The organism is Nocardiopsis sp. NPDC055551 (assembly GCF_053619415.1).
In genome coordinates, this window is sequence record NZ_JBSHJJ010000012.1 from 30,035 (window position 1) to 42,701 (window position 12,667).

Consider the following 12,667-nt stretch of genomic DNA (forward strand, 5'->3'; position numbering starts at 1 on the left):
CTCAGTTCCTAGTGGAAGCCGTCGTTGGTGTCGGAGCGGCCGGTACCGCCACCGTCGGAGGGCTGGTCGCCACGCGAGCGCAGGGTGGCGATCTCCTCCACCGACACCAGCAGGTCGTCCACAGCGGTTGGGGGAGTCGAGACGGGGGCGTGCGTGTTGACAAGGGTCATGCTGTTTCTCCTTCGTTGTGGTTGTGACGTGTTCGGGTAGACGCAGGGGAGGTGCGCGTGCCGGGGGAAGAAGTACGCATGGCTTGGTGAACATCGGTGCTCAATCCCGGGATGTGGTGAGCGAGCAGGTTGGAAGGGTGTGACGGGTCGGGGCACACCCGAGGGGAGGGTGTTTCCCGAGACTGGTTCACTGCACGGCCACGCCTGGTCACAGCGCGGCTGTGGCGCGCAGGTCGGAGCGGTGCACCACCGCCCACACGGTGAGCGGTTCGCCGATGCTGCCGAGTACCCCGAAGCGTCGGCTGATTCCCTGCACGAGGGCCAGGCCTCGGCCGTCTTCCGCGTCGGCTTCGGAGACCTGGACGGAGGGGAAGCACAGGCGCGAACCGGGACGTGGCCCCTGGTCCAGGACACCGATACGGATCACGGAGTTTCCAAGGAAGGCCACCTGCAGGGTGAGAAAGCCGCCTTCGTCCCCAGAAGCGGAGTGCGTACAGGCGTTGGCGGTGAGTTCAGCCACCAGCAGTTCGAGGAGGTCCGCTTCGGTGGTCGGGAGCCCGGTCACGTGGCGAACCCAGGCGCGGGCTTCGCGTACGGCCGGTGATGCCGAGCTGAAACAGGCTGCGTGACGCCGACCAGAACAACGGGAGAGCTGACCGGTGGAGTACCCGGGCACACGCCGGGGAAGTCGAGGCGTCACCACTGTCGAGGGTACGGAGATCGTCGCTGCGTGCACTGGTCCACCACCTGCGTTAGCCGTGCTCTGAGTTCAGAGTTCCGGAGTCGGTTCGGATTCTCATGGTGAGGTGCGGAATTACGCAGGTAAAGATGCCTGTCAGTACTCCGGAACTATCGCGATCACTGCGGAACTTGTGGGAATCAGTCGACGCTGAGTGGAATTCTGAGACAGGCTGTGCACATGCCCTCCAGCGACACCACGAAAACAGACAAAAGGGTTCTTATTGCCTACGGGGCTGAGGTGCGGCGGTTGCGCAAGGAGTCCGGATTCACCCAGACCTCGCTGGCCAAGAAGGTGAGCTCCTCGAAGACAGGGGTCTCCGACCTCGAACGCGGGCTCGTGACGCCCTCCGCGCAACTCCGCGACGGCCTGGACAAGGCCCTGGCTCCCGGAAAACTGAAACACCTCTGGAAGGAGCTCACCGGTTCCGGCGGTGAGATCTGGAAGTTCGAGATCGCCGGGATGATCGACAGCGCCGCGGCCGTCTATGAGTACGAGATCATGGTCTTCCCGGCCTACATGCAGACACAGGAGTACGCCCGAGCACTCATCAGGTACGCGGCCCCCTGGCTCCCGTCCAACGAGGTAGACGCACGGGCCAGGGAACGTGCCGAACGCGCGGTCAAGATCGCTGCCGCCCCGACGCCCCGCATCTGGGCGGTCCTGGACGAGTCCATCCTCAGCCGAAGGTACGGTTCCGCTGAGATCGTGCGGGAGCAACTGGAACACGTGGTGGCACTCGCCGAAAGTGAACGTGTCAGCATCCAGATCGTCCCCGCCTCGGAACCTCGACATCCCGGTAATTCGGGAGCCTTTAAGCTGATTACCACGGATTACATCCCGGAGGTGCTCGTTGCGGAGTCCATCCGTGAAGGACAGGTGATCACCAACACGGTGGAGGTCGCCAACTATCGGATGGCCTACACCGCGCTACAAGGAGTAGCCGGCAGCCCGGAGCAGTCCCTCGCCAGGATCCGGGAAGAAGTGGAGCGGCTCCGTAATGAGCAAAAGAGGTTGGAGCGATGAACAAGTCACCGGTGTCACCTGGTACGGACTGGCATAAGAGCAGTTACAGCAACGGGGGCACCAACTGTTTGGAGGCCCGTGAGGGCGCTCGAGGAACGGATGTTCGCGATTCGCAGCACCCCGGCCTCGGCCACCTTCGATTCGCCCCGCCGGAGTGGGTCGGCTTCCTGCAGGGCGTGAAAGCCCATCGCCGCACGTAGCAGCACCTACCGCCCCGGAGTCTCGTTGATCCGGGGCGCTCCGTTGTTCCGTGTGTCGTAACGACGAGAGCGACCGCGTGTTCGCAGGCGAGGCGAGCTCTCCGCTTTCCCCATCCGTCGGTTGCTTTCGTTCCGGTGCAGACGAACCTCCAGGATCGGCTTTTTCAGGCGCGACCTCGAGCTCCGCCTGGCCCTGTCCCGGTGGGGACTCACCGAGCCCTGGTGGTGCGTACGCCCGCTCCTGCCCGAGCTCGTCGGAGGCCGAGACAGGACGGCGCCCAGCGCGCACCTTCTCTTCCTCCGTGAACACCTGGAATGGGTGGCTCCAGCGTCAGTTCGCTCTGATCCCGGACAGGAAGTCGGCCCAGGCCTGGGTGGGGAAACCCAGTACGTCCAGGTGGGGGTTCTGGTTGTCGCGGACCAGCGTGCTGGGGCCTTCGGAAACCTCCACGCAGGTTCCGTGCTCGTTGCTGTAGCTCGACTTGTGCCAGGGCGTCGTCTTGTCGTTCATGTGGGGACCTTCCTCAGGGGAGTTCGGTGATCCGGGCACGGATCAGGTCGCGGGAGCGTTCGGGGGAAGCGGCCGCGGCCCGCAGGTGCTGGGACCTGAGTTCATGGTGTTGCACATCCTCCTGGGCGTCGAACAGCAACCCCTGGGGTGGGACGTCCACATGGCCCACGCGGTCGTCGCCGATCCACAGCAGGGAGAAGCCGTAGTTCAGGCTCATGCCCTCGGACTGCGGGAGCACTTGGAGGTTGATCGTGGGGTGCTCGCTCAGCTCCAGGAGGTGCTGGAGCTGGGTGCGCATCACCTTGTTACTACCGATCTGGCAGGTGAGGACGGGTTCGTCGATCACCCACCACATCTGCGGGGGAGCCTCACGCCGCAGGATGCTGCGGGTTCGCTCCACACGGGCTTCCAACCTGCGTTCGCGTTCGGCTTCGTCGGGCACCGCGCCTCGTTCCATGAGGGCCCGGACGTAGTCGGGGTGTTGGGCCAGGCCGCCGAACAGCCCGAGCGTGTATTCGAAGATCTGCTCGGCCTCGTACTCCAACGGGTAGTACGCACCGCCGGGGACGTCCTCGTAGGCGTTCCACCAGGCTGCGGACCGGTTGCGGCTGGCGGCCTTGGCGATGTGGGCGAGCTCTTCGCGGAGTTCGTCAGGGGCCTTGTAGAGGCGGCACAGGGCGTCGATCTCCGGTCCGCTCAGCCGTTTCCACTTGCCGTTCTCCATCCGGGAGACCTTGGACTTGTGCCAGCCCATCGCCTCGGCGGCCTCCTCCTGGGAGAGCCCGGTCTGGGTGCGTAGCCGTTTGAGCCGGCTGACCAGGTAGTGCCGTCGGGCGGGTGAACCGTGGACCGGAGTGCCCTCGGGCATCTCCACCTCCTGTCGTCGCTGTGCTGGCGTTGTCATCTTCCCACTGAAAAAGAAGCACGCATCGTTACTCATTGTACGCATATCAACTTGCTGCGCTTGTAATTTGCGTTGTTGCAAATCAATATGGACCTACCGCAGATCGATAGCCGAACCGGTGGGAGACCTGCGGTGCCGATTCAGAGGTGACACGGGTTCAGAAGCGAACAGACGAGGTGGTGCTGGATGAGCGGGGTCATGTGCACGTGGAGGCGTCCGAGGGCGGCGGACGTGGGGCTCGCGCGAGCGCTGGTCGACCAGGCGTTGGCAACGGCCGAGATCGGTGAGGCCGGGCGAGGCGTGGCCCGACTGGCGGTAAGCGAGGCGTTCACCAACGCGCTGGTGCACGGCCGACCCGAGGTCGGGGTGGAGGTGTGGGCACGGTCGGGGCATTGCGGAGTGATCGAGGTGTACGACGCCGAACCGACCCTCCCGTGCTTCCCCGAGAGCGGGGAACTGGTGGGGCTCCTGACCGAGCACGGGCGGGGACTGGCTCTCATCCAGGCCTTCACCCGGCAGGTGTGCGGGGTCTACCGCTGTGGCCAGGGCAAGCGGGTGTGGTTCGCGGTGGACTGCGATGGGGCCGAACTCAACGCCCCAGAGGTGCGCGGCCTAGTCGAGGAGCGTGCCCGTCGCCGGCTTCCCGTGCCCACGATGCCCGTGATCTGAGCCGGATGACGACGGGAAGTGCAGCTCGGCTCTTCAGGGCCGATGTCGCCCGTGGTCTTCACGAACCAGACGAGATGAGGTGCCCCGGCTGGTGAGGCAACACCGGCCGGGGCTTGAAAACCCCCGGATGAGCAGGAGGAGATCGTGGAAAAGCATAGCGGGCGACACCGCAAGCGCCGACAGGGCTGGGGTGCACATCTGCGTTGGGCCCTCGGGGTGGTGCTCGCCGTCTTGTTCTGCAGCCCTACCGGGCGCAGTGCTCGACTCGCGGTCGAGGTCCGTCCACCACTGTCAGCGTGGCGTCCGGATGGAGGCCGTGAACCTGACCTGGACAGGGTTGTGGGCCAGGTGCGGGTGAAGGTTCCTCGGCCCCGTGCTGGGGAAGCGCACACGGACCCGCACACGGCTGGTCCGCCCCACCGGCGGGAGTTGTACACGGGTCGACACGGGTGGTGTGAGGACGATGACGGGGTGCGCGGCGTGCGCCTCTACCTGGCCGTGCACGAGAAGAACCAGCATGTCCGGCGTCGCGCGAAGCCGGTGTCACCGGCACCCCGCCGAGAGGGCACGGTTCCCGGGGCCACAGGAGTGGGTGGTGCTGAGCTGCCTCTTGATATGAGTGACTTGGCCGCAGTGGTGCGTCAGTGGCAGGCGCTGCGGCAGCCCGTGGCCTGACCTCGCACAGAAGCGTCCAGGGCCGTTCCCTTCCAGGGGCGGCCCTGTTGTGATGGCCTGGTCCGCCAGTACTGGAGATGGCGGGGTCGTGGGGGCCTGTCGACGTCGTCGACCGACGCGGTGCCGGTGAGTGAGATCCACTCGGTGGTCACCCGCACGGGCTGAGTGCGGCGTACGAGGGCGGTGGGGGATGGCAGTAGTGCTCAAGATGACGAATTCCGAAGAAAACTTGTGAGGGTGTTTCTTCGACGAATCGACACCACACTGTCGTGCTGGAAATGATCGAAGAAACGAAACCCATCATCCGATTCAAGGAGGGTTCTCCAGGTCGTCCCACACTCGAAGTCCTCGGACCCAGGTCTGTGTTGAGGGGCCTGTGAGAGCCAGTGAATCAGTACTCCAACGCACCCTCCACCGATCACTCCAACGACCCCTCCCGCCCTGTGGACCCCCCTGAAACACTCATTATCGCAGGTCAGGGCCGATTTTAGGGGTGTGACTCACGTCCAGACTTATACCCAGTGGGTAGTCACCTTCACGTAGGGGGCGGCGGCCCCCGGCGGTGGCCCCTTGGCCACTCGCCCCATGCGCCCCCTTCTGGTCCCTCCCCAGCCCGCCCCTCTGCCCCTTCTTCGCTCCTTGAGTGTTCACGCATGACTCAATTCTTCTAGGTGTTCAAGGGTGCATGCTTCGGCCGCAGTCTAAGTGGGGGCCTGATCGGTTCATCCTTGTTTGCGCTCGATTCTCTGATAAAGAATTGAGTGGCCAAAGATGTATTCTTGGATGTGAGGAATAGCGGCGCGGAGTGAGCGCGAGGCCTGGGGCGCTTCATGTCCGGGGCCGTGGTCCCCGGGCTCGGGGTTGGCGTGGGGTGCCGGGGCCGGGCGGTTCCCGCCCTGTTCGGATCGTGGGGCGGTGTGGGGCCACCAGCGCCCCGCTGTCGCCCCAAACACCCCGGCCCCGGCACCCCTGTGGCCAGCGCCCCACGGGGCCAGTGGTGGCCACGGCCATCGAAAAGGGCATAGCGCCCGTATCGGGCGGTGTCGGGGTGGGGAGGCCAGGCAGAGGGTGTTGGTCAAGGCGCTTGAGCGTCAGGGCGAGTTCGAGTGTGGGTGTTGGATCCTCGCGCTGCGTGGGCTTGCCTTGAGGTGTTGGCCGTGGGTTCGGCTGTACAGGTGGCCTCGGGCGGGTTGGGGCGCTCCAGCACGTACTTCACACAGCACACCTGCCAGAGCGTGTTCCCGCATACGGCGACGACGGAGGCCGGGGCGACTGCCGCGCTGCTACGCGGTGCAGCGGCTCCGGCTGAGGTGAGCAACCTGGCCCTGGTGCGGTAGCCGGTTCAGGGGAGCACACCAGGAGCACCACAGGGCCTTCAAACACAGGCGAGGCTGAGGGTGCACCCCACCTGGCCTGGGGTTTCCTCAGGTCAGGGGTCGGCCGACCATCGGATCAAAGGTCCCCTGGCCGGGTTCTCCTCTGCCGGATATTCAAGTCCTGTGTTGGTCGCCCGGAATCTGTCCGCAGGATATGTCGTGTTACTTCACCGAACGAGCCTGACATTGCTCCAGCGGCAGCGAATACCGCGAAAGTTACTTGCGGCGGACAGATCGACTGGTTACGGGGAGGAGGGCGGCCACGGCGAAGAGAACTCCGCCTACGACTGCGACGGTCTGGTTACCAACCGTGGCTCCAATGGCCACCGCCGTCATCTGAGCAAGCGGAATCCCGATGTATGCTCCTAGATCGTCGTAGGCCGCCACACGAGAGAGCATCGCATTGGGAACTTGAGTTTGCAGCGCCGTGTCCCACACAATTCCAAAGTAGGCGGCAGCCAGCCCTCCAATGAAGGCGAAGATGGCCAGAAGAGGCAGATTTTGTGTGATTCCGAGCGCAAACAGAGGGAGGCCCGCCAAGCTCATGACAGCCAGTGCCGAGACAACTCTTCGCTGACTTGCGAAGCGGATGAGATACACGCTTGCTATTACCAGGCCGACGGCCTTAGCGCTGAGGACTAATCCCCACCCTGATGCTCCGATTGATTCAGAAGCAAGGATGGGACCGAGTATTTGCCAAATGCCGGTTTGCAAAATATTCATTAATAGGAACGCGGTCGTGACTGTCCAGATCCACGTAGTGCTCGAAAAGTACGACCAACCCTCTTTCAGGTCGTGTAGGAGTGATGTCCCTTCTTTGGTGGATTGTGGTGGACCAAGGTTGATCTGCCCCATCATCCATGCGGCGAACAGGAAGGCCAAGCCGTCGATCGCCAGGGCCAGACTGCCACTCGAAGCTGCAACCAATAGTCCCGCTACAACGGGCCCTCCGATGTGTGCGCAATTTCGGGCGGTCTTCAGGAGCGAGTTGGCTCGCATCACTTGGTCCGACGGTACTATCTCAGGAAGAATTCCGCGTAGTGCGGGAGTTGTGAAGGCTCCTGCGGAACCATTAAGAACGGCCACGGGCAATACTGCGTAGATCGAAACGGGGCTGATCAGTAAACCGGCTACACATATCTGTGTCAGGCCGGTTGTAGCGTTGGACCACCGCAGAACCTTGCTACGGTCGAGCCGATCAGCTACAGCTCCTCCGACGAGCGTTAGGAGAATCAGCGGGATCATCTGTGCCGCTAGGACATATCCCAGAGCCTGCTGTCCGCCATCCTTCTGTAGTACGCCGAAGGCCAGTGCTACCGGCGTCATCGATCGTCCCGCTAGCGATACGAGACAGCCGACAAAAAAGATTCGAAAATGTCGATTTTGAAGAAGTCCCTCACCGTTCATCGGAATCGTGCCGTTCTGCCTCGAGGGGGCGAATGTGTTTCACCGTATGCCAGTTCTCGTGATGGTTGCACCAAAGGACTCAGTGGTAGTCAAGTCGGACACAACTAAAATGGCGACACTTTGGAATTTCAGACCAATTCTCGGATATTTGGTTGCTTGCAGGTGCTCGAAGCTTGCGTAGAAGCGTGTGGTGAGTCTTTCCATTCGTCATGAGGTTGTGAAGATGCATTCGGTGCTCGGTCCGGTCGCCAGATAAAATCGACGACCTGTCAGTTTCCCCAAAGTCACTTCCGGATTCCAACGTGGAGAACTCGTTTTGGTCAAATCCCTCCGGTGGGCCAGGTGCCAACTCACCCGGTACCTATTCTCGGGCATCTGCACTGGTTGCTTCGGCTTGACTCGGAATGAACGGCTATAGGAGGGTTGTCAAGGTCAGTGCCATCGCCAGAGACGTATTCGTCGGCAATCTCACCCGGGTCGTAGGCGGAAAGGTGCCTGTGGCGGACCAGATCATCTGTGCTGATCATATCCTCTGCCCAGGCGGGCATAAGTTTGTCCGCATCACCGAAATCAGAAACCGGAGTGGGATCCGTGCTCGGCGGGTTCTCTTGGAAATACTCCTCGGCGTGCTCCAGCAGGCTGTGCGTAGGAGGGGCTTCGTTTTCTTCCTCTGTTGACGCAGGCGAAGGGGAGGAAATCAAGAAGAGAACAAGCAGTAGGGATGAGGTGGAGGATGCGAATTTATTGTCCAGAAAGGTTCGAGCTCCACTCGAAGAAGAGCGCATGCGGCACCTTACTTGGGGGATGTGGGCCGAAATCACCGTATGATCTCGTGTGCCACTGTAGAGTGTCGCGAGTCGAGGAAACACGATGACTTTCAGGGCGCCGCTGCGGGGATGCTGCCAACACCAGTTCGTTCGGCTACGTGGTCACCAGGTTGCGGTCTGTCGTTGTGTTCCGGATGCCGTGAGCGGTCGTGGGGCGCGCATCGGTGCGGTTTCGGGGGGCGCTGGTAGGCGTGTAGGTCCATCCGAAAGCGGGGTCGTTGGGTTACGCGCAGGCCAAGCGCTTCGGGAGGTGGACCCCCACCTGCACTCACCTTGTACTGGGGAGCGCACCAGGAGCACACATCGCCCCCAAATGCCGCGAGGACCTCGACTGAGGTCCTCGCTTACCCCCTCTGACCTGGGGTTTTGTGGCGCACCCGGCAGGATTCGAACCTGCGACCGTCGGATTAGAAGTTCCATGGTTACGTATCGTGACGAGCCGCTACGTACCGTTGCGTCCCGCGCTATCCGAATCCGGATGCCGTTCTGTGCCGCGCCGTGCCGCCCGCTGACGCCCCGGTCCAAAACTGCGGAGCACAAACGGAGCACACAACAGGGAGCGAAGCCCGATTTCGCCCTCGCGAGTCTCTCGTGAGGTGGAGACTTGTCAGGTCGCACGATGCGATTTCGCGTGACGAACGCTGACTACAGGCAGTCGCTGAAGTTAGTGGAGAAGCCCTCGCCAGGACCGTAGCGCGGCACCCAATAGTCGTCGCTGGGAACTCGCTCACCAGGCACGTAACACACACTCACCGGTGGAGGTCCTGTTCCCTCTTCCTGGTAGTCGGCGCCCTGGAAGGTGACCAACTGGTAGGGCTGAAAACCGGTGACTGACGGGTCCATGCCGTCCCACACCGTATGTTCTCCGAGCGCGAAGCGCAGTAGCACCGCCTCGCCTGCGCGGGGTACCACCTCCAAAGCGTGTAGTGGCGGTGCCCACCCCTCAGCTCCGTGGGCGGACAGCGAGGACGAGGTGACGGTCGGCGGTTCGTCGCCCTCCGCGAGGAGGTAGCCGCCGAACTCGACACCGTTCGGCGTCGCCATCGCGTCGAACAAGGCAAGCGCCACTACATTGCCCTTGTCGTCAGACTGCTCGAAGCGGGCATACTCCTCGCCCTCCTCACGGTCCGAGAGCAGATCGGCCACTTCGGCGTCCACTCGGGTGATTTCGACACGGGAGGACCACCCGTCGCTTTCTGCGGAGTCGGTGGCCAGGCCCCAGGGCCAGGCCTCGCCTTCCTCGTAAGCGTTCGGCACCGTCCGGGTGCTCTCATCCGAGCCGATTTCGTCCTGAGAGCCTTCCTCCAACGCAGCCTGACCGGATCTGTCCGGGCCGAGCACGAACAGACCCAGGCCACCGCACACAAGAATCACTGCGGCCACAGCAGAAGCGAGGGCTAGGACCTGTCGACGCGGACGCCGGTCGCGGCTGGCGCGCCGGGGAGGAGGCGTCCAGACTCGTTCCATCAGGCGCAACGTGCTCGCGGGGGTGGGATCCCCGCCGCCCCCGTGGGTGTTGCGCAGGACGTCTTTGGCGGTCGGCCGCTGGGTCGGGTCCGCTGACAGGGCGGCTGTCACGAGCGGAACCAGGATGGGAGGCACCCCCGACGTGTGCGCGGTGACCTGGTCGGGAGAGGCGGTGACCGCCAGTGGTGACCGACTGGTGGCAGCGAACACCACCAGGTGTGCCCACGCGTACAGATCCGAGGCAGGGGTGGCGGGGTGCCCGTGGAACTGCTCGGGACTGATCCATCCCGGCGTACCCACCAGCATCCCCGTGGCGGTCAGATCCTCGCCCTCCACTGCGCGGGCGATACCCAGGTCCAGGACCTTGGGCCCCTTCGCTGACAGGATCACATTGCCCGGTTTGAGATCACGGTGCACCACCCCCGCCGCATGGATCGCACGCAGAGCCTCCGCGACGCCAACGGCCAGCGCCACGACCATGTCCGCGCTCAAAGGCCCGACAGCGCGCAGATACCGGGCCAGTGTTGGCCCCGATTCCAACGAGGTGGCCAGCCACGGTCGCGCAGCGTCGGGGTCAGCCCCGTGGAAGAGCGGGAGGAAAGGGCTACGTATCCGGCCCACCAGAGCGACTTCCCGGCGGAAGCGGGCACGGAACTCCGGATCAGCGGCCATACCGTCGTGAACGACCTTGAGCGCCACCCGACCATCACCCGCCCGCACCCCCGCGTAGACGACACCCATGCCGCCCTCACCGATACGGCCCTGAAGGCGGTATTCGCCCAGTTCCTTCGGGTCGTCCTTGGTCAGTCGCCGCACGGTTTCCCTATCGGTTGTAGCTCTCGGGCAGGCTCATGTCCGGTTCCGCGCAGTGGTAGCCGCCGGAGGTGTACTTGGTGTACTCGGCCCAGGCGGGAGCCTCCGCGTCGATGCACAGGCTCTCCTCGAAGGGGTCCCGCCCCGGGCCCGAGCGGTTCACTCTTCGGTCGGACCCCCACAAGTCGTCGGCCGTGAGAGTGTAGTAGAGCTCGCTGACCGATGGTGGATCGAGCACGGTCAAGGAGAACTCCTGACTGGGTTGCTCGGAAGTAAGGATCGCCAGGACCTCCTCATCAGCGAGGGGATAGGTGTCGAAAGTGTCCCCACGGGAGTTGATGAAATCGGCGCCCGAGTCCAGATCGGCGCAGAGGGGATTCGAACCCGCCTGGAAACAGCGCATACGGGCGACAGTGAAGTCGTTGGAGTGCAGGACGAAGTCACCCTCCTCACGCAGGAGATCCACACGTCCGTGAATACGCAGCCCCTCCGTGACACGTTCTGTGCCGAGCATGACGATGTGGATCTCGTCCTCCATTCCGTCGAGGAAACGGGAGTACTCGTTGGTGCCAGGGGGCACGGGGGTGTCTGTCGTGGTGGCCACATCAAGGATGTTGGCTGACGGCGCACGGACGGACACACCGGTAAGGTCCTCGCGGACCTCCTCGCTGACGCCTTCGACCAGGTTGGGGCCGCCGTGGGTGATCCCCGAGAGCGCTTGCGGTTCTGCGGCCTCCGAAGGCTGTTCACCAGTGACATCGGGTGGATCCGGCGAGGGGGAGAGCTGGTTTCCGGCGAACCAGCCCAGGGAGGCCGTTACGACGACGGCTGCCGCAGCGGCCGCAAAGCGAGGCATGCGACGCGCACGGCGGGGCGCGACCTGCCCCCACACGGAGGTGTCCTGGATCGCTCCGACCTGCCAGTCACGGCCCAACATCCGGGTCAGGACCTGTGTGGTGTCGCCTTCTGGCGGAGCTGGGGCCAGACCGGCCAGAATCTGGGCAGCGGTGGGACGTGCGGCGGGATCCTTGGCCAGCGCGCCGCGCACCCACGGCAAGAGGAAGTCAGGGACACCGGTGAGGTCGGGTTCCTCCTCCAGAGCCCGGCGTGCGAGTTCGGCGGCGTCGCCACGGCCGAAGGGTGAACGTGCGGTGGCGGCCAACAGCACCAGGCCTCCCCAGGCGAACATGTCGCTCGCCGCGTCCGGCGCCGCGCCGCCATAGCGTTCGGGTGAGACCCAGCCAGGGGTACCGAAGAGTCCACCGGTACGGGTGAGCGCGGTTTCCTCCAGGGCTCGGGCGATACCGAAGTCGAGCACTTTGGGGCCGTTGGGGCTCAGAAGGACGTTGCCGGGTTTGAGGTCTCGGTGGACCACATCGGCCGCGTGGATAGAGGAGAGTGCTTCGGCCAGACCGGCGGCGAACGCGATCAGGGCTTCGCCGGTCAGCGGGCCGTTTTCGGTGACATACGTGCGCAGGGTGGGGCCGGGCACGTACTCGGTCGCTAGCCAGGGTCGCCGAGCGGTGACGTCGGCGTTCAGGAACGTGGGCAGGCAGGTACCGCGGACACGGCGGACCATACGCACTTCGCGTGCGAAGCGCTCCCGAAAATCGGGATCGGCCGCGTACTCGGCGCGGACGAGTTTGACCGCCAGCGGGCGGTCGGCGCGGTCGACCGCCGCATAGACCACGCCCATGCCTCCGGCCCCCAGACGGCCGATGATCCGGTATGGGCCCAGGCGTGTGGGGTCCTCGGAGGTGCGAGGGAGGACGCCGGGGGGAGGGATGACTGTGTCGGGGGGTCGCACAGGGGGACACCTTGAGGCTGGTGGGGTAGGCGTAGAAGGGATCGTGTTGTCACTGGGGAGCACCGGCAGAGCAGCA

Annotated in this window: 12 protein-coding genes; 5 read left to right on the plus strand and 7 right to left on the minus strand. The window is 64.1% G+C overall.

Going from position 1 to position 12,667, the window contains the following annotated elements; all coding sequences use genetic code 11:
• Positions 1-8: 8 nt before the first annotated feature.
• Positions 9-170: a hypothetical protein gene (locus ACWGSK_RS21035; protein WP_452456533.1), complete on the minus strand. Its 162-nt coding sequence runs from the start codon at positions 168-170 to the stop codon at positions 9-11.
• A gap of 208 nt (positions 171-378) precedes the next feature.
• A complete protein-coding gene (locus ACWGSK_RS21040; RefSeq protein ID WP_358510093.1) occupies positions 379-846 on the minus strand; it encodes an ATP-binding protein in 468 nt (155 codons plus the stop codon).
• 243 nt (positions 847-1,089) lie between these two features.
• Here ACWGSK_RS21040 and ACWGSK_RS21045 point away from each other — a divergent pair, with 243 nt between their 5' ends.
• Together ACWGSK_RS21045 and ACWGSK_RS21050 are read left to right on the plus strand one after the other, a co-directional pair.
• Positions 1,090-1,935: a helix-turn-helix domain-containing protein gene (locus ACWGSK_RS21045; RefSeq protein WP_358510064.1), complete on the plus strand. Its 846-nt coding sequence runs from the start codon at positions 1,090-1,092 to the stop codon at positions 1,933-1,935.
• Entirely contained in the window at positions 1,932-2,135 is a 204-nt protein-coding gene (locus ACWGSK_RS21050) for a DUF397 domain-containing protein (protein ID WP_358510061.1), read from the plus strand. The genes ACWGSK_RS21045 and ACWGSK_RS21050 overlap by 4 nt, the downstream gene beginning before the upstream one ends.
• Before the next feature lie 331 nt (positions 2,136-2,466).
• Here the strand turns inward: ACWGSK_RS21050 and ACWGSK_RS21055 are convergent, their stop codons facing one another.
• Together ACWGSK_RS21055 and ACWGSK_RS21060 are read right to left on the minus strand one after the other, a co-directional pair.
• The gene (locus ACWGSK_RS21055; protein WP_358510058.1) at positions 2,467-2,646 is read right to left on the minus strand and encodes a DUF397 domain-containing protein; all 180 of its coding nucleotides are present in this window, start codon (positions 2,644-2,646) and stop codon (positions 2,467-2,469) included.
• Between the two features lie 13 nt (positions 2,647-2,659).
• Positions 2,660-3,550 carry a helix-turn-helix domain-containing protein gene (locus tag ACWGSK_RS21060; RefSeq protein ID WP_358510055.1) on the minus strand — a complete coding sequence of 297 codons (891 nt, stop codon included), beginning with the start codon at positions 3,548-3,550 and terminating at the stop codon, positions 2,660-2,662.
• Between the two features lie 186 nt (positions 3,551-3,736).
• Here ACWGSK_RS21060 and ACWGSK_RS21065 point away from each other — a divergent pair, with 186 nt between their 5' ends.
• Together ACWGSK_RS21065 and ACWGSK_RS21070 are read left to right on the plus strand one after the other, a co-directional pair.
• On the plus strand, positions 3,737-4,219 hold the full coding sequence (locus ACWGSK_RS21065; protein ID WP_452456534.1) for an ATP-binding protein: 483 nt from the start codon (positions 3,737-3,739) through the stop codon (positions 4,217-4,219).
• Positions 4,220-6,051: 1,832 nt separating this feature from the next.
• On the plus strand, positions 6,052-6,231 hold the full coding sequence (locus tag ACWGSK_RS21070; protein WP_358510049.1) for a hypothetical protein: 180 nt from the start codon (positions 6,052-6,054) through the stop codon (positions 6,229-6,231).
• Between the two features lie 255 nt (positions 6,232-6,486).
• Here the strand turns inward: ACWGSK_RS21070 and ACWGSK_RS21075 are convergent, their stop codons facing one another.
• Positions 6,487-7,677, minus strand: a complete 1,191-nt coding sequence (locus tag ACWGSK_RS21075) for an MFS transporter (RefSeq protein WP_452456535.1) — start codon at positions 7,675-7,677, stop codon at positions 6,487-6,489.
• A 404-nt stretch (positions 7,678-8,081) separates the two neighbouring features.
• On the opposite strand from ACWGSK_RS21075, the gene ACWGSK_RS21080 reads away from it, so the two are divergent.
• A complete protein-coding gene (locus ACWGSK_RS21080) occupies positions 8,082-8,354 on the plus strand; it encodes a hypothetical protein (protein ID WP_452456536.1) in 273 nt (90 codons plus the stop codon).
• A gap of 795 nt (positions 8,355-9,149) precedes the next feature.
• Here the strand turns inward: ACWGSK_RS21080 and ACWGSK_RS21085 are convergent.
• Both ACWGSK_RS21085 and ACWGSK_RS21090 read right to left on the minus strand, forming a co-directional pair.
• Positions 9,150-10,787 carry a serine/threonine-protein kinase gene (locus ACWGSK_RS21085; protein ID WP_452456537.1) on the minus strand — a complete coding sequence of 546 codons (1,638 nt, stop codon included), beginning with the start codon at positions 10,785-10,787 and terminating at the stop codon, positions 9,150-9,152.
• A 7-nt stretch (positions 10,788-10,794) separates the two neighbouring features.
• Positions 10,795-12,654, minus strand: a complete 1,860-nt coding sequence (locus ACWGSK_RS21090; protein WP_452456538.1) for a serine/threonine-protein kinase — start codon at positions 12,652-12,654, stop codon at positions 10,795-10,797.
• Positions 12,655-12,667 lie beyond the last annotated feature (13 nt).

Bases quoted from the DNA above. Each gene is read 5' to 3' on its own strand.
- ACWGSK_RS21050 (WP_358510061.1), top strand. From the start codon at position 1,932: ATGAACAAGTCACCGGTGTCACCTGGTACGGACTGGCATAAGAGCAGT.
- ACWGSK_RS21060 (WP_358510055.1), bottom strand. From the start codon at position 3,550: ATGACAACGCCAGCACAGCGACGACAGGAGGTGGAGATGCCCGAGGGC.
- ACWGSK_RS21075 (WP_452456535.1), bottom strand. From the start codon at position 7,677: ATGAACGGTGAGGGACTTCTTCAAAATCGACATTTTCGAATCTTTTTT.
- ACWGSK_RS21080 (WP_452456536.1), top strand. From the start codon at position 8,082: ATGAACGGCTATAGGAGGGTTGTCAAGGTCAGTGCCATCGCCAGAGAC.
- ACWGSK_RS21045 (WP_358510064.1), top strand. From the start codon at position 1,090: ATGCCCTCCAGCGACACCACGAAAACAGACAAAAGGGTTCTTATTGCC.
- ACWGSK_RS21035 (WP_452456533.1), bottom strand. From the start codon at position 170: ATGACCCTTGTCAACACGCACGCCCCCGTCTCGACTCCCCCAACCGCT.
- ACWGSK_RS21055 (WP_358510058.1), bottom strand. From the start codon at position 2,646: ATGAACGACAAGACGACGCCCTGGCACAAGTCGAGCTACAGCAACGAG.
- ACWGSK_RS21065 (WP_452456534.1), top strand. From the start codon at position 3,737: ATGAGCGGGGTCATGTGCACGTGGAGGCGTCCGAGGGCGGCGGACGTG.